Below are 16,431 nucleotides of genomic sequence, written 5' to 3' on the forward strand. Positions count from 1 at the left end.
GATTAATTTTTAGTCTGTTGGTTTACGACCAACAAAAAGCCCTTATTATTTTCACAATAATAGGGGTTTTTTTTGTAAAAATATTAAGGCTGGGTTTAAACAGTAATACCACTGTGTCGTAACAAGGCATCAATATTCGGTTCACGGCCTCTAAACGCTTTAAACAATACCATTGGATCAATCGATCCGCCCGCGGCTAAAATAATATTTTTAAACTTAGCACCCGTTTCTGGATTCAATATACCCTCCTCTTCAAATAAACCAAACGCATCTGCTGACAACACTTCTGCCCACTTATAACTAAAATATCCGGCTGCATAACCGCCCGCAAAGATATGACTGAAACTATGCATAGAGCGACTGTATTCTGGAGGCATAATGACAGCCACCTCTTGACGAATACGTTGTGATAAATCGGCAACCGCTTCGACCCGTTCCGGATTGTAATAAGCGTGCATTTCAAAATCAGTCAGTGAAAATTCTATTTGACGTAACATCATCATCGCCGACTGAAATCCGCGGCTTTTCTTTAGCGCTTCAAACAAATCATCAGGTAAGGTTTCTCCGGTTTCAATATGACTTGAAATCAAGGCTAAGCCCTCTCTTTCCCAACAGAAATTTTCCATAAACTGTGAAGGCAGTTCAACCGCATCCCAAGGGACCCCACTGATGCCTGAGATATCCAATTGCTCCATTTCGGTCATTAAGTGATGTATGCCGTGTCCAAATTCATGGAATAGGGTTGTTAGTTCATCATGTGTTAAACAAGCAACTTGACCCTCTAAAGGCGGTGTAAAGTTACAGACTAGGTAAGCGACAGGTTTTTGTAGCTTACCGTTTGGATGTCGCCAACGGCTGATCGCTGAATCCATCCAGGCGCCTCCACGTTTATTATCACGTGCGTACAAATCTAAATAGAATTGGCCAACAACGTCATCATTCTCAGCAATCAACTCAAAAAATCGTACATCAGGATGCCAGACAGGTACCTCTGTTTTGGCTTGGATTCGAATACCAAACAGTCTTTGAGTAATATCAAACAAACCTTTAAGAGCGGATTCAACCGGAAAGTATGGACGTAATAATTCTTGAGAGAGCGATAAGGTTTTGCTTTTAAGTTTTTCAGACGCGAAGGTTACATCCCAAGGCTGAAAGTCATCAATGCCTAATTCCCTTTTGGCAAATTCGGTTAAGGTCTTCAACTCTTGTACGGCCTGAGGTTTTGACTTTGTTGCCAGATCCCGTAAAAAACCCAATACCTGCTCACTACTTTCCGCCATTTTGGTGGCTAAAGAGTAATCCGCGTACTGATCAAACCCAAGCAAATTAGCTTTCTGGTGACGTAGTGAACGAATTTTATGCATATTATCAGTGTTATCAAAGGCTGTATTCAGCGCTTGATCTGATGAACGAGTTCCAAAGGCTCGATAAATTTCAGCTCTTAATTCCCGGTTATCTGCATGGGTCATTACCGCCAAATAGGAGGGGAAATCTAAAGTCACACACCACCCCGTTAACTCTCTATTTTCAGCAAGTTGTTTGAGTAACCCTTTTGCAGAATCAGGCAACCCTTTTAACAAGGATTCATCCGTGATTTGTTTAGACCAGGCCTGGCTAGATTTCAAGACATTATTTGCAAAAAGACTACTCAGCTGTGATAATTGTTGAGTAATTTCTTGATACTCCGACTGTTGCTCAGCGGGTAGTGCTATGCCACTGAGACGGAAATTGCGTAACGCATTTTCAATGACTTTTTTCTGAGCCAGTGAATAGTCTAAAAATTCTAAACTGTCGGCTATTGCATTGAATTTGGTATACAAACCGGTATTCTGACCCACTTCCGTATAGTAAGCAGTGACCTTTCCTAAACAATCCGTATAAACTTCATGCCATTCATCGCTGTTTTTAACAGCGTCTAAATGACCAATAGGCCCCCAAACACGTTCAAATCGATTATCAATTACCTCCAGAGGTTCAATGAAATTCTGCCAACTAGGTGTTTCTGTCATTGCGACCAAACGGGCAATTTCGGCACGATTTTCCGCCAATAACTGGGTGATTGCAGGTTTTATATGTTTCACGTGAAACAACTCAAAATTAGGGAGTGATGAAACATTGAGTAATGGATTGTCTAGAGTTTTAGTCGACTTGGTCATATTAATTTCTTATTTTTACTCTTTTAAATGAAATATAAATCTAAAAAATTGGAGTATTCTTTAAACATTATTGACTTAGAATGTATTTATTATAACGTAATGAGGCACCGGTAAAATGAAACACTTTCAGTCTGAAATGGTTTTTCAGAGCCCCAATAGGGGGACTTACAATATAACAGACGAGATGAATAAAACTATCATAGAGTCCGAGATACAATCTGGAATATGCCATGTATTTATTCAGCACACTTCAGCTTCCTTGATTATCACTGAAAATGCCGACCCTACAGTAAGGCAGGACATAGAAAATTGGTTGCAGAGGACCGTTTTGGATGGAGATATAAACTACCAACATAATGACGAAGGTGATGACGACATGAGCGGTCACCTTCGTTGTTTAATAACGGATACCAGCCAAACCATACCAGTGACTAATGGACGACTTAATTTAGGCACGTGGCAAGGCTTGTTTTTATATGAACATCGGACCAGTCGATTTAAACGAAAACTCATTATTAGCATTCAAGGCAATTAGAAGATTAAATATAAATATGGAATCCAAATTTGAACTTTGAATTAACGCTAAAATGGATGATTTAACAACTTCTGACCCATTTATCAAAAAATTCTTAGTGAGAGGCTCTGTATAAGGTTTTATTATCTAACCCTAATCTAACCTTAATAACATCCCAAAAGGGGTCTAAGGAGTTGTCTAACGAAGCCAAATTTCTGCACCGAATCCTAAATTAAGTTGATTAGAACAACTGCGAGAATGACTTATCCTAAGTTTCACTGGCCGTATCCGTTTTGTGCTCATTCATATCGTTGTCACTGACAAGTTGTAAACGAGCAATTCGTTTCGATAAAGTGTGCAATTGTTTAAAGCCATCAATTAATTGCATTTCATACCGGAAAACGACTAAGCGCTCTTCATTGGGTTTAAAGTGCTTTACTTGATGCGTTAACGCATCTTGAATCAAATGATCAATAGTTTGTTTTATGGCCAAAACAGACAGTGCCGCTTCACTGTCTCTGGCATAAATACTTTGTAAGGCATTCTCCATAGATTTACCCACCTCTGTTGTTAATTGACCTACTAGAGTGAGCATCGTCTCACTGGGCTTGATATTTTCCTGAATCATTTCATGTAAAACTTGTTGTAAATTAGAATGGATCGCTTCCAACATTGCCTCTAAACTATTGACGACATTCATGAGCTTCATATACTCTTTTTGCTCGCCAGAAGTCAATTCAGATTGACCCGCTTGACCAAGATAACTCACGATCTGCCCTTGGTAAGATCTTAATCTCTGTAACGTCATATCCTCTCGTGCCAAGCGATCAATATTGGGATTGGCAATCATGGAGACCAACCTTCTATAAAAAAGTCCGACTTGTTTTTGGTAGTGCTCCAACTCTATATTAATGGCCTTCATAGCTAACGAGGGTGTATCCAATAAAGCCTTATCTAAAAATACATTCTGGAATTCACCCAGTGATTTTTCCTCTGGCAAAACAGGAAATAATTTATAGACGCTCCATAAGAAAATAGGAATCAACGGTAAAAAGAGGATAACAGCCGTTAATTTAAAAAGGGTATTGGCATTGGCAATTTCACGTGGGGTATTGGCTGCCAAAACATCCATTGTTTGAACATTTAGCACATCATGAGCTGAGATAAATATTGCCAAACTACTCAGTTCCGGTATAAAAGGCAACCAAATCAAAACACCCAATATGTTAAATTGGACATGAATCATGGCCGTGCGTAATGCTTCTCGTGACTTGCCTATAGAGGCTAGCATTGCCGTCACAGTAGTCCCTATATCGGCTCCTAGCGAGAGAGCAATTCCTGCAGGTAGGGTCAAAAATCCATTACTTGCCATCACAATAACGATAGCAATGGTGGCAGATGATGATTGCACCAATGCAGTAAAGATCAAACCCACCAAAATGCCCAAAAAAGGATTACGCATCTCAATCATTAAATCTAAAAAGGGCTGATAGGATTTTAATGGCTCCATGCCCTCACTCATGATATTCATGCCAAAAAAGATCAACCCTAAACCCATAAGCAAATCACCGATGGCTTTTTTCTTACGCAACTTTGCAATGAATTGAAAAAGAAAGCCGACGGCAACCATCAATAACGCAAAATTTGTCACCTTAAAGGCCACAATTTGAGCGGTCATAGTGGTTCCTAGGTTTGCCCCCATAATAACGCCCGCGGCCTGACCCACTGTCATCAATCCTGCAGAAACAAATCCGACGACCAAGACACTCGTGACTGAAGAGGATTGAATAACGGCTGTAACACCTGCTCCAGTAATAGCACCCATCACTCTGTTTGTTGTTAATCGGGCCAACATGCTTTTCATTTTATCGCCGGCAACCACTAACAACCCTTTGACCATCTGCTCCATTCCGAACAGAAACAAAGCAAGGCCGCCAGACAACCACATAAACATGGTAAACCAATCTAATGCCGGTGTATTAGGCGACTGAGAAAATGCAAAAGAACTGTATAGAATTGTGAAGACTGCAAAGATACGAATAATGGTTTGTAAGTTAATATACATCTTGAATTAACCTGTTGTTGACTGGAAATACTTTTATATTAACCCCATTGAATCACAGGGTTAGGATTTATAGCTTCTTATTGTAGAAATATATTGTTACTCGATTTTATGAATATTGAATAAATTGCCTTTTGAAATACCTACAAAACAGTTGTTTATTAAAAACTTAAGTATCGTGTAAACAATCCATTATGTTTCACGTGAAACATAATGGGGTTATATAAGTTAATCAGATCAGTTAACTGCCATTAAATATCATAAAAAGGCTCTCTATTTTGGTTATAGTGATGGGCGTTGTAAACTAAATGAATCTACCGTTTTAACATAATCATTGCCGCCTAATTTACCAATCGCATTTAATAAATTTGCATTGATATACCCCTCTTTATAAACTTCCTCATCAACATAAATTTCGATGACATCCAATAGAATCAAAGTGCCGCCTGCAGGTAAATCAGAGAGGGTAATCGATTCACGTAAACGACATTCATAACGTACTTTTGAGTTTTTAACACTCAAAGAATCCACTGATGCACTATGAGTAGACTCGATACCCAGCATAGAAAATTCACTGACATCTGCAGGATAAGCAGCGCATGAGCCATTCATCTCATCAGCCTGATTGGCACTGATGATATTAACGACACAGTTTTTGGTTTGTTGCAAATTATCCAACGTATCTTTGGCTTGTTTATTAGCTTGATTGATATGGGTAATGGCCAAAATAGGAGGATTACAACTGGCAACGGTAAAAAATGAGTAAGGGGCAAGATTATCAATACCATCAGAACTTTGGGTGCTGATCCATGCGATTGGACGAGGAATAATTCCTTCAACTAGCAATGGGTATAGCTCTTTGGTGCTGATATCAGCCGTTTTAAAATACATACAATATAACCTTATATAAAGAAGTAAAAAGATGAAACATTCAGACGTACTGTTCAATCGTTGATTTAATTATGTACCAATGACCAGGCCTGGTCATTTATATTTAAAGACTAAATAGTCTATTTTTTCCTGTCTATTTTAAGACAGAATAAAGCCCTTTTATAACGGCCAGAACCATTGCTCTGACTGAATCTTTTTCGAGCGCAACTCCGACTGATTTGATGCCCCCTACTTGCAGATAAACATAAGCCATCGCGTTGGCATTTTTACCTTCTTTGCCATTAGAGGTAATATGCATAGCATGTTCTGCATAGTCAATTACATCCACCACTTGCCCTGTGCGTTGCTGCCAAGCATCACATAAAGCACTGATCGTCCCCGAGCCGACCCCCTGCCAAGTTTCACCATTAACGTCAAGCGACAATTTCTCTACATCACCCTCTCTATCCAACTGATAGTGATTCAACACAATCCCATCGTCTTCAATGCAATAATGTTTTGCAAATGCCGAATAAAGCTCCTTGTGATTAATCACGCCGCCCTGTTTTTCAGCTAACTGTTGTGCAATAGGTGCAAAGTCTAATTGCATCCATTTAGGGAGACTTAAACCATACTCTTGGGCCAAGACAAACGCAGAACCCGCTTTACCAGATTGACTGTTGACTCGAATAATCGCTTCATAATCACGACCAATATCTTTAGGGTCGATGGGTAAATAAGCAACATTCCATGGTTGATCGGATTGCTGCTTTATTAAACACTTACGAATCGCATCCTGATGACTTCCCGAATAGGCGGTATACACATCTTCCCCTACCCAAGGATGACGTGGATGTGTTTTAATTTGTGTGACCGCCTCAACTACAGGAATCCAATCATTGGGCTGAGAGAGGTCCAACAATGGATCAATGCCTTCACTAAATAGGTTCATCGCCAAGGTGACGATATCCATATTGCCCGTGCGTTCGCCATTCCCTAACAAGGTGCCCTCTATACGATCTGCTCCCGCCAACAAAGACAACTCTGCCGCTGCAACAGCACAGCCACGATCATTATGGGTATGTATGGAGATTAAAACGGATTCACGATTTGATAAATGGTTGATAAAGTACTCAACCTGATCTGCAAAACGGTTCGGTGAACTACTTTCAACGGTTGCCGGTAAATTTAAAATACACTTATTATTCGGTGTCGGCTGCCAGACATCCATGACCGCTTGACAGACTGAAACCGCATAATCGGTTTCAGTTTGTGAAAAACTCTCAGGCGAATATTGGAAGATCCACTTGGAATGTGGATTTATTTCGGACGCCTTAAGGGCATACTCCTGCACCCATCTCGCACCCTGTACGGCCATAGCCCTAATTTCATCTTTACTCTTCTCAAAGACGTTCTCACGCTGCACAATGCTAGTCGTGTTATAAACATGCACGACCGCTTGCTTAACACCAGACAAGGCTTCATAAGTGCGCTGTATCAAATGCTCACGCGCTTGCACTAAAACCTGAATCGTCACGTCATCGGGAATCAAATTATCATCAATCAAACGGCGAATAAAATCAAACTCTATCTGACTGGCAGAAGGGAATCCGACTTCAATCGTCTTAAACCCCAACGCGACCAACTGCTTCCATAAAGTCAGTTTTTGCTCAATTGTCATTGGGTTTGCTAAAGCTTGGTTGCCGTCGCGTAAATCCACACTCGCCCAAATAGGTGCTTTGGTTAATACATTATTTGGCCACTGGCGATTTGGCATATTAGGCGTGGAAGTACGTTGATATTTGTGTGACCGAATAGTTTGGTTCATCTGCTTCATCTCGTTAAACTCTTATTCTCAATGTTGAGTGGAATGTTTTGATAGACTCTATTTTACAGAGTTAACGGTCGAATTTTGTTGCAAACAATTTACTATATTAGACAAATATAACAATTTAATGCTAAAATTCTTATAAAAAACACAACTTTAGTTCAGTAAAGGTGCAATATGACATCAAAAGAGTTAACTGTTCTCGATTATTACGATAAAGCCATATTAAATACCTTGCAGAACAATGGTCGTTTAAGTAATTTAGAAATTGCCGATAAAATAGGTCTATCGCCTTCAGCCTGCTTACGTCGATTTAAAGCATTAGAAACCTCTGGTGTCATTTTAGGGTATCGCACACTGTTGGATGCAAAGCAATTAGGCTTAGACTTGATGGCGCTGATCCATATCTCTATGGACAAGCACACCAAGGAACGTTTTCAAGAGTTTGAATCAAGTGTGGAAGCTCTTCCTAATGTGTTGGAATGTTTATTGCTAACAGGTCAGTCCGCTGACTATCAATTAAAAGTAGTGGTCAAAGATTTGGACGCTTATCAAGACTTGCTCCTAAATCATGTCACTCAAATTGCTGGAGTAAGCGGGGTGCATACGAGTTTTGTGCTCAGAAAGGTGGTCGATAAAACATCGTTTCCTATTCTCTAATAGGAAACGTTAGGTTTACTCAACGGGTTATTTCAAAAAATTAGAGGTAATTCTTTCCTTTTATTAGACTGTAAATTTATAATGAACAAATTCACTTAAATAAATTGGCAAATAAAAATGGCTATTGATAAAGATATAAATATTTTAGTGGTAGACGATTTTTCCACCATGATTCGAATTGTTACCAACTTACTGAAAGAACTTGGTTTCTTGAATATTGACAGCGCTTTGGATGGTTCAAAAGCATGGCCGATGATTCAAACTGGAAAATATGACTTTATTGTCAGTGACTGGAATATGCCAGAAATGACTGGAATTGAATTACTAAAATTGGTGCGTGCCGATCCAAATTTGAAAGATATGCCCTTTATGCTAATCACCGCCGAACAGAAGCGGAGTCAAATCTTAGCGGCAGCACAAGCTGGCGTTGATGGTTATATCGTTAAACCTTTTACCGCGGCAACCATGAAAGAAAAAATCGATAAAATTGCCGAGCGCAAAAGCTTAGAAAAACGCGGTGTAAAGTTGGCGCCAAACAAGAGTAGCCAAGAGTTTGCCGCACAACAGAAAGCTAAATTACAGCAAATGTTAGCCTCAATGCCGCCTGAAAAACGTGCGGCCTATCTTGCTAAATTAAAACGTGAGCAGTACACAGGTTAACCTAAGCCCGTCTTCTTTTGACCGTCAGGAATCCATTATCACTGGAGTCAATTCAACTACTCTGGTGATTTTATCCATATTCAAACCATCCGCTTGATCAGTACGTTATTCCTGCCTCTATTTCCACAGTCACGACAGCCTAAATTTAAGTCAATCCATCACCAGCTCAGGCATATCGAAACAATGGTATTTCAAACTTAAACGTCATCAACTGACAATTGGCACCGTATTTTTGCTAAAAATAAACAAAGTTCCACTGTGGGAATTGGTACATCTCATTAACTTTGGCGGCGGACGCACCCCTTCCATGACAGGAATGTATATCCCCTCTCTTAATCTACTGTTTACAGGTTATTTAGGCTTTAATGAGCGCCTTCCAGGTTTATTACATGACAGTAATTTTAGAGAGTGGATTACCTCATTTGATAAAATGGTTGCCAGTGTCCCGGTCGATATCACCGTGATTCCAGGTCATGGTACACCTACTAATTTAGCCACTTCAAAACGACAAACTTATGATTATTTTGTAGATTTAATCAATGCCGTTGAAGTCATCGTTGCTCGGAGCGGAACAATAGAAGAAGTCGATGGTATAGACCAGTCAAAACACAAAAATCGGCCTGTTTTTAACCAGCCGGCTAATGCCAATGTTCGGCACATCTACAAAGCGTTAATGGCTCAAAAAAATAAGTAATAAAACCCTTTGTAATATGGGTCAACTCATCGTCTTTGTGAGGAGTGTATCTATTCAAAAACTAACCGGCCTGATGGTTGAACGCTATTAATTATATTTAAGGGGTATTTTCTTTTTTTGAAGGTTCTTCAGAATTTTCCACTGAAAGGCTCAATTTCTGAAAAAGCCCCAAGCCCACAATTAATAAAACTGAAACCAACAATAGTGCGGCTGGATAAAGCAATAAGGTAATATCTTGCATACCTGCCTTAAAGATATAAACCAACCCTTCAATACCCACTGCTATAGAAATAATGACAATAATTTTAGTCATGGTTTGTCGAGCTTCAACGGCTGAACGAAGTTCTTTATTTCGATAAACTTCCTCTTCAATCATATATTTGGCAACATCGATAATGGCGACGGCAATCACAATAGCACCGACGGACTGCAACATGATGGCAATAAACTCTCCCTCAGCTAAACTGCCTCTGTTGAAGTGCATCACCACTTCATAAACAGACCACACCATAATCATTAAAGCCATTCCAAAAAGAATGATTGCTGAAAACAGATAACTCATTGAGGTAATTAATCCAAAAACCTTTCTCATAAATGTCCCTTTATTTTAAAAAATTATTTAGCGATTACATGAACGTTAGGCTTAAGATTGGAGCTTTAAAGGCCATCCTAATAACGTGTGCAATGACGAGAGTAACGGGTGCTGAAATTAGTAACAATTATGCTATTACTATGCCTATCTAAAATTAAGTTATTTATTTAAAACGACTCTCTTTTAAAAGTCTCTTAGGCAGACGTTAAAGGCCAAAATAAGTGTTATACCCTAGCCATCTCTTTCGTATTAATAGGCTCGAGTTAGGATTAGGAAATAACATAATAACCTACCGTACGCTTATCACCATTATGATTCTATTCGTTTAATTTTAAAATGACTGTGAAGAAACCAACCGATAATGATTCCAATCACCAATAGAACAAACATCAGTACAGAACGTGGCATTTGGATCGACCAAAAAAGAAATTGAATCTCTGCCACAACAACATTTTGCAAAATAAATAAAACGACTAAACCGACCAAAATCGAAATGGAAACAAGCTTTACATTCATTTAAGAATTCCTTATTTTTTGTTTAAAATTAATTGTAACGGACCTCTTTTTATCAACTATTACACTCCAATTTTTTAAAAGATAATCTCAATTTTTCTTTGGCTGACAACTCATATCACGCGTTAATTGGGTTTGGGTTGGATCAATAACAAAGCCAGAAAGTGCTGAACGACCGATTAAAAAAGGTTTGGTAAAATGCTCTCTATTGATTAAATTAACCTCAATTTTTTTTGCAATGCCCCCTAAACAAATATCCATCAGAATCACCGGTCGCTTATTAAAACCGACTAACTTAGTTTTAATTTTAGTTTCACGAACAATCGGCGTTTCTATTACAAATCCATTAACTGTGGTAAATTTCACCCAAGGTTCATCGTTTTTTTCGAAACGTTTAATCTTGATAGCATGAATAGAAGAGTTATCAGCACCACTGTCTATTTTTGCCTGAATAGACAATTCTCTTGAATCAAGGATAATCGTTACAGGTTCTAGCCAACCAAGCGTTATTTGGGCATATGAGACCGGCAAATATAAAGCAAAACTTACACTAATGAAAAAGGTAATCAGTAATTTCATGTTGCACCCATCTAATAAAAAAGTCGTTATTGGATTAATTGGCATCGCCACGTTAATCTTCATATTGAAGCTTATTTGGTTACCGACGTCAGAGACTCAATCCCATTTAAAAAGTAAATTATTGCTACAGTATGAAGTCAAAAAAACCATTAATCAACAAACTGAAATACAACTACCAATTCCTTATTCTACTCAAGAAAACCGGGTCATTTCACAATCTTTAAATTATAACGGTTGGCGTATTGTTAAAAGAAACGATAAAGACAGTGAAGAAAGAGGCATTACTTTTAAAGCAATTGATGATAAACCGGGCATTATTCAATTAGAGTATTTCTTTAGCCACCAAAATCAATCGATTTATTCACCAAAAGCCCTCTTACCAGACAAATATGAGAAATTTACGGCCTTAAGCGTTTCTGAGCAAAATAGAATGCTTAAATTTAAAGATTTTTTAGATAAATACCGATCACAAGGGAGTAAGCCTACTTTAGACATCACTGAATTTTTAACGGCTTATCAAAAATATTGGGGCAAATTTCCGGCTTATAAAACCCTCAAAAATAAAACTTGTGCTGATTGGTTAAACGTTCATAAAAATCTCAAAATTGCCCTACGAAGTATCGGCATCCCAGCACGTTTGGTATGTGGAATTGGTGTAGATATTCAGGGTAAAAGTTATAAACGAGGTTGGTTACAAATACACCATGAAGGTTACTGGAAACCTTTGGATTTATGGCCTGAACATAATATAAAGTTGTTCGCTTTATCAAAAGATAATTTAGACTATATTACGCTTAAAAATGGTTCTAATCTCCTTGAGAGCATTCAATTTGATGAAGTTCAATATGAATCTGATGGAACGTTTAATTTTGAGAAACTTTATAACTTACATTTATTGCCTTTAGAAATGCAATCGTTGCTTAAAACGCTACTGACTCTGCCATTTGCCATTTTAATTATCGCCTACTTGAAAACTATTTTTCGTATTGAAGCTTATGGCAACCTCACTCCTGCCCTATTAGGTTTTGCACTGGCTTTTAACGAACTTTTAGTCAGTTTAACCATTATGTTTCTATTATTTATTCCTACTATTTTTGTCAGAAAAATAGTCAGTAATAAAAATAAAATTGTAGAGCATACCGTCACATTAACATTCTTAATTTTAACCCTAATTCTAATCATAACCATTGCGGATATGATGGACTGGTTAGAAAACCCTGTGGATGCTCTGCTACCGGTTGTAATACTTGCATTATTGATTGATAAATATTTCATAAACCTCAAAAAGCAAGGGGTTCATCAATCCAATATAAAAATGTTAAATACTCTCTTTCTCTCTTTTATTGTGATTGTCGTTTTACAGTTTTCTATCGTTGGTGATTGGTTATTAGCACATCCAGAGCTCCATTTTGTCACCATTGCGTTAGCCATACTGTTATGTAAACCTTATGATAAAAAAGAAGACACCCTTCCTGAACATAAAATTGAGTGAGCTTAATCTTGAGTTCAATTAAAAAGACATCTGAGAGATCTTTAAAGTTTATTGTTTGAGTTTATAGGCTGTTTACTGGATATTATTTTGAAGTAGTCTCTATCTTTTTAGCAAATCCCGCGCCTTTTTTGGTTTTAGCCTCAAGCTCTAATCCATCAATAATCTCTCTGTAATTTAATCCATATTTTGTCATTTGAACGAAGCAGACCACGATGACGGCAATCGTGTTAGGCACTTCACCTTTCTTTTTATAAGACTGTATGTTTTTTTCACTGACCTTAATTAATTTACTAAATTTAGGCAGCGAAATATCTGCATCTAATAAGTGTTTTTTAAATTCTATAAATGTCATAAAGGCGTTACTCCACGCTTAAAATGTTTGCTGATTATATAGAATAGATAAATTCTATTGTCATTTATCTCATAAAAAAGTTACTATTAGTAATAATTTATTACCATTGGTAATTTATATATACTAATATTCATCTTTATACTTAAACCAAGGGGAACATCATGGCAAAAGCCGTTAAAAAGAACGTTGTAAAAAAAGCCGCTACTAAAGCAACAATGAAAGCCGTTTCTAAAAATGACGTTAAAAAGAAAAATGCTAAAAGTGTGATTAAATCCGCAACTAAAAGCGTTATGAAAAAAGAACTTTCAAGCAAAAGCAAAGCCAAATCAGCCGCTAAAAAAGCGGTAAAAAAAGCCGTTAAATAATCTGTCTTTGACATTTTCAACGGCAATAAAAAAGCGGCTGAGGATTTTATCCAAGCCGCTTTTTAACTTTTGAAAGAGTCCTTTTTAGGGAGAAAACCTTAAACCAACATAATTTTGTACAAAGGTATCTGTGTGCGTCTACATAGTTTAATTATAGGGGCTAAAAGTTAATTAAAGGGCTCGTTAAACTTTACTACTTACTTATATAAACTGTTATTAATATGGTAACCTTACGGTTTTAACTATAGTTAATTCTAAAATTGCGCTAATTATGTCTTCACTCCTTGATATTAACCTCCCTATTATTGCCTTACTGCCTTTTTTTGGGGCTATTTTTGTTGCTTGGGTCGCCAAATTTAATCGTTACGCTTCGGCTTGGTCTGCAGCAGGTATTACGGTATTAGCATTGCTCTTTTTATACCCAAATCTCTCAGTTATTTTTGGTGGTGAAACAATTGTTCAGTCATGGTCTTGGATTCCCGCAATTGGATTAGAGTTTGCCTTTCGTCTTGATGGTTTAGCGCTGCTGTTTGCATTGCTAATTTTGATCATTGGCTTATTAGTCATCATATATGCACGTTATTACTTATCATCAAAAGATTCTATGGGCCGGTTTTTTGCCTATTTATTGATGTTTATGGGCTCAATGCTTGGGATTGTACTTTCTGAAAACCTCTTACAAATGGTGGTTTTTTGGGAGTTAACTTCATTAACGTCTTTCTTACTGATCAGTTACTGGCAAGATCGAGATTACGCACGACAAGGTGCGCGTATGGCATTGGCGATTACCGGTGCCGGTGGTTTAGCTCTATTAGCAGGCGTTTTATTAATTGGTAATGTAGTCGGCAGTTATAACCTTACGGATGTATTAGCGTCCGGTGATTTGATACGTCAGCATGACCTTTATATCCCAATACTCTTGCTAGTCCTGTTGGGTGTTTTCACCAAATCAGCCCAGTTCCCATTCCACTTTTGGTTACCACACGCCATGGGTGCGCCCACCCCTGTATCGGCTTATTTACACTCGGCAACCATGGTTAAAGCGGGTATCTTTTTACTGGCTCGTTTCTTCCCTGTTCTATCAGGCACGCCTGAGTGGACGTGGATTGTCGGCACAGCTGGGATGTTAACCTTCATTATTGGCGCTTATACCGCATTGTTTAAAGATGATTTAAAAGGACTGTTGGCCTATTCAACCTTAAGTCATTTAGGTCTGATCACCCTCTTGTTCGGATTTGGTACTAAATTAGCCGCCGTTGCCGCCATTTTCCACATTATTAACCATGCGACCTTTAAAGCGGCACTGTTTATGGTGGCGGGCATTATCGACCATGAAACCGGTACGCGTGATATGCGTAAATTGAATGGTCTCTTAAAATATATGCCACATACCGCAATTTTAGCCATGATTGCGGCTTCGGCAATGGCCGGGGTGCCTTTATTAAACGGCTTCTTAAGTAAAGAGATGTTTTTTGAGCAAGCATTAACAGCTTCCAATACGCTGTTTATTTCATGGATGGTGCCCATTTTAGTAACCGTTGCCGCGGCCTTCTCTGTCGCATATTCATTACGATTTATTCACGATGTGTTTTTTAATGGTGAGCCTGTCGACTTACCCAAAACGCCGCATGAACCGGGTCGTATTATGAGAATACCGGTCGATATTCTAGTAATTGTCTGTTTGGCCGTCGGCATACTCCCTATGTTTACAGTGGCGCCTATTTTAGCGGTGGCCGTCGCCGACACGCTACAAACTACCCCGCCTGAGTACAGTTTAGCGGTTTGGCATGGTTTGAATATACCTTTACTCATGAGCTTTTTAGCACTTGGTTTGGGCGTCTTAATCTACTTCAAACGGCATATCTTTAGAACCTTTCATGATCGTTATTTAGATCACTTAGACGGTAAAAAAATCTTTGATTATCTATTAATCCAGTTACAAAAATTTGCGGTTTATTTTACGCGTTCCTTTGATAAAGGCTCGCTGCAAAACTCAGTATTTTGGGTTGTTTTAACCTCACTAATAGCAGGTTTGATCGGTTTTATGTCCCTCTCTGCGCCGTTATTAGGTACTCGTGAGTTATTACCAATCGATCCCATCACGTTTGTAATTATTGGTCTGTTGATTTTAGCTACCTTTTTTACGGTTTATTATCATAAACAACATTTAATATCTCTTCTTATGATGGGGATTATCGGCTTAATTGTCTCTCTAGGTTTTGTTAAGTTCTCTGCCCCCGACCTGGCTCTAACCCAGTTATCGGTTGAGGTTGTGACCGTGGTATTACTGTTACTGGCGCTTTACTTTTTGCCACAAACAAGTCCAAAAGAGATTGGTAAAACCCGTATCTCCAGAGATTTGGTACTTTCGATTTTATCCGGTGTAGGAGTCACCCTCTTTACGATGGCGGTATTAACACGTGAATATGATCCAATCTCGCACTTTTTCTTAAGCAACAGTGTTCCAGGTGGCGGTGGTACTAACGTGGTGAATGTTATTTTGGTCGATTTCCGTGGTTTTGATACCTTGGGTGAGATTGTGGTATTGGCTTTATCTGGTTTGGGTATTTATGCCATGTTGGAATATTTAAAATTGCCGGAACCTTGTAAACAAAGTTTTATTCACGGTTTGAGTAATGATCCGCATCCGTTGATTATGCAAACCCTAACGCGCGTGCTATTTCCGCTGATGATTATGGTGGCTGTATTTATCTTTTTAAGAGGACACAATATGCCCGGTGGTGGATTCATTGCTGGACTGATTGCGGCCGTGGCCTTGATTGTGCAATACCTAGCCAATGGAACCGATTGGATTACCGAACGCTTAAAACTCAATATGCACTTTGTAATTGGTTCTGGACTGTTAATAGCAACCTTTACTGGGTTGATTGCAATCGCATTAGGCTACCCCTTCTTAACCTCCACATTTACTTATTTAAACTGGCCAATTGTCGGTAAATTTGAAGTTGCCAGTGCCATTGCGTTCGATTTAGGAGTGTTTTTGGTGGTGGTGGGCACCACAGTCATGATTATTGCCCAACTGGGTAAAATGAGTGCCAACTCACATATCACCGAACAAAAAGGAGACTAAAAG

14 protein-coding genes and 1 pseudogene are annotated in these 16,431 nt (G+C 38.5%); 7 read left to right on the plus strand and 8 right to left on the minus strand.

Annotated elements, in window-relative coordinates; all coding sequences use genetic code 11:
* Positions 1–95: 95 nt before the first annotated feature.
* Positions 96–2,156 (minus strand): M3 family metallopeptidase, encoded by a 2,061-nt coding sequence (locus F612_RS0110850; RefSeq protein WP_019557795.1) that lies wholly within the window; start codon positions 2,154–2,156, stop codon positions 96–98.
* A gap of 136 nt (positions 2,157–2,292) precedes the next feature.
* Here F612_RS0110850 and F612_RS0110855 point away from each other — a divergent pair, with 136 nt between their 5' ends.
* Positions 2,293–2,691: a secondary thiamine-phosphate synthase enzyme YjbQ gene (locus F612_RS0110855; protein WP_322785253.1), complete on the plus strand. Its 399-nt coding sequence runs from the start codon at positions 2,293–2,295 to the stop codon at positions 2,689–2,691.
* A gap of 247 nt (positions 2,692–2,938) precedes the next feature.
* On the opposite strand, the gene F612_RS0110860 is transcribed toward F612_RS0110855, so the two are convergent.
* From F612_RS0110860 to F612_RS0110870, 3 genes are all read right to left on the minus strand, one after another.
* Entirely contained in the window at positions 2,939–4,735 is a 1,797-nt protein-coding gene (locus F612_RS0110860; protein WP_019557797.1) for a Na/Pi cotransporter family protein, read from the minus strand.
* 279 nt (positions 4,736–5,014) lie between these two features.
* Positions 5,015–5,623: a flavin reductase family protein gene (locus tag F612_RS0110865; RefSeq protein ID WP_019557798.1), complete on the minus strand. Its 609-nt coding sequence runs from the start codon at positions 5,621–5,623 to the stop codon at positions 5,015–5,017.
* A gap of 133 nt (positions 5,624–5,756) precedes the next feature.
* A complete protein-coding gene (locus F612_RS0110870; protein ID WP_019557799.1) occupies positions 5,757–7,439 on the minus strand; it encodes a 2-isopropylmalate synthase in 1,683 nt (560 codons plus the stop codon).
* A gap of 168 nt (positions 7,440–7,607) precedes the next feature.
* Here F612_RS0110870 and F612_RS0110875 point away from each other — a divergent pair, with 168 nt between their 5' ends.
* The 3 genes and pseudogenes from F612_RS0110875 to F612_RS0110885 all read left to right on the plus strand — a co-directional run bounded on the left by F612_RS0110875 (position 7,608) and on the right by F612_RS0110885 (position 9,444).
* Complete coding sequence (locus F612_RS0110875; RefSeq protein WP_019557800.1) at positions 7,608–8,090, plus strand: Lrp/AsnC family transcriptional regulator; 483 nt, start codon at positions 7,608–7,610, stop codon at positions 8,088–8,090.
* Positions 8,091–8,207: 117 nt separating this feature from the next.
* Positions 8,208–8,588: pseudogene (locus F612_RS12650) on the plus strand (response regulator); the annotation flags it as partial.
* A gap of 394 nt (positions 8,589–8,982) precedes the next feature.
* A complete protein-coding gene (locus F612_RS0110885; protein WP_157760550.1) occupies positions 8,983–9,444 on the plus strand; it encodes an MBL fold metallo-hydrolase in 462 nt (153 codons plus the stop codon).
* A 97-nt stretch (positions 9,445–9,541) separates the two neighbouring features.
* Here the strand turns inward: F612_RS0110885 and F612_RS0110890 are convergent, their stop codons facing one another.
* The 3 genes from F612_RS0110890 to F612_RS12655 form a co-directional block, all read right to left on the minus strand.
* Positions 9,542–10,036 (minus strand): hypothetical protein, encoded by a 495-nt coding sequence (locus tag F612_RS0110890; RefSeq protein WP_019557803.1) that lies wholly within the window; start codon positions 10,034–10,036, stop codon positions 9,542–9,544.
* Between the two features lie 309 nt (positions 10,037–10,345).
* Entirely contained in the window at positions 10,346–10,552 is a 207-nt protein-coding gene (locus F612_RS0110895; protein WP_019557804.1) for a lipopolysaccharide assembly protein LapA domain-containing protein, read from the minus strand.
* 87 nt (positions 10,553–10,639) lie between these two features.
* Positions 10,640–11,128 carry an ATP-dependent zinc protease family protein gene (locus F612_RS12655; RefSeq protein WP_019557805.1) on the minus strand — a complete coding sequence of 163 codons (489 nt, stop codon included), beginning with the start codon at positions 11,126–11,128 and terminating at the stop codon, positions 10,640–10,642.
* Here F612_RS12655 and F612_RS0110905 point away from each other — a divergent pair.
* Positions 11,127–12,620 carry a 7TM domain-containing protein gene (locus tag F612_RS0110905; protein WP_019557806.1) on the plus strand — a complete coding sequence of 498 codons (1,494 nt, stop codon included), beginning with the start codon at positions 11,127–11,129 and terminating at the stop codon, positions 12,618–12,620. The two genes, F612_RS12655 and F612_RS0110905, sit on opposite strands and share 2 nt — an antisense overlap.
* Before the next feature lie 82 nt (positions 12,621–12,702).
* On the opposite strand, the gene F612_RS0110910 is transcribed toward F612_RS0110905, so the two are convergent.
* Entirely contained in the window at positions 12,703–12,972 is a 270-nt protein-coding gene (locus F612_RS0110910; protein WP_019557807.1) for a hypothetical protein, read from the minus strand.
* A gap of 161 nt (positions 12,973–13,133) precedes the next feature.
* Here F612_RS0110910 and F612_RS0110915 point away from each other — a divergent pair, with 161 nt between their 5' ends.
* Positions 13,134–13,337 (plus strand): hypothetical protein, encoded by a 204-nt coding sequence (locus F612_RS0110915; RefSeq protein WP_019557808.1) that lies wholly within the window; start codon positions 13,134–13,136, stop codon positions 13,335–13,337.
* Between the two features lie 271 nt (positions 13,338–13,608).
* A complete protein-coding gene (locus tag F612_RS0110920) occupies positions 13,609–16,428 on the plus strand; it encodes a monovalent cation/H+ antiporter subunit A (RefSeq protein WP_019557809.1) in 2,820 nt (939 codons plus the stop codon).
* Positions 16,429–16,431 lie beyond the last annotated feature (3 nt).

The sequence above is a fragment of the Thiomicrorhabdus arctica DSM 13458 genome, assembly GCF_000381085.1.
GTDB classification, from domain to species: domain Bacteria; phylum Pseudomonadota; class Gammaproteobacteria; order Thiomicrospirales; family Thiomicrospiraceae; genus Thiomicrorhabdus; species Thiomicrorhabdus arctica.

Coding starts and splice junctions, on each gene's coding strand:
- F612_RS0110920 (WP_019557809.1), top strand. CDS start 13,609: ATGTCTTCACTCCTTGATATTAACCTCCCTATTATTGCCTTACTGCCT.
- F612_RS0110915 (WP_019557808.1), top strand. CDS start 13,134: ATGGCAAAAGCCGTTAAAAAGAACGTTGTAAAAAAAGCCGCTACTAAA.
- F612_RS12655 (WP_019557805.1), bottom strand. CDS start 11,128: ATGAAATTACTGATTACCTTTTTCATTAGTGTAAGTTTTGCTTTATAT.
- F612_RS0110855 (WP_322785253.1), top strand. CDS start 2,293: ATGGTTTTTCAGAGCCCCAATAGGGGGACTTACAATATAACAGACGAG.
- F612_RS0110865 (WP_019557798.1), bottom strand. CDS start 5,623: ATGTATTTTAAAACGGCTGATATCAGCACCAAAGAGCTATACCCATTG.
- F612_RS0110890 (WP_019557803.1), bottom strand. CDS start 10,036: ATGAGAAAGGTTTTTGGATTAATTACCTCAATGAGTTATCTGTTTTCA.
- F612_RS0110910 (WP_019557807.1), bottom strand. CDS start 12,972: ATGACATTTATAGAATTTAAAAAACACTTATTAGATGCAGATATTTCG.
- F612_RS0110875 (WP_019557800.1), top strand. CDS start 7,608: ATGACATCAAAAGAGTTAACTGTTCTCGATTATTACGATAAAGCCATA.
- F612_RS0110870 (WP_019557799.1), bottom strand. CDS start 7,439: ATGAAGCAGATGAACCAAACTATTCGGTCACACAAATATCAACGTACT.
- F612_RS0110860 (WP_019557797.1), bottom strand. CDS start 4,735: ATGTATATTAACTTACAAACCATTATTCGTATCTTTGCAGTCTTCACA.
- F612_RS0110905 (WP_019557806.1), top strand. CDS start 11,127: ATGTTGCACCCATCTAATAAAAAAGTCGTTATTGGATTAATTGGCATC.
- F612_RS0110895 (WP_019557804.1), bottom strand. CDS start 10,552: ATGAATGTAAAGCTTGTTTCCATTTCGATTTTGGTCGGTTTAGTCGTT.
- F612_RS0110850 (WP_019557795.1), bottom strand. CDS start 2,156: ATGACCAAGTCGACTAAAACTCTAGACAATCCATTACTCAATGTTTCA.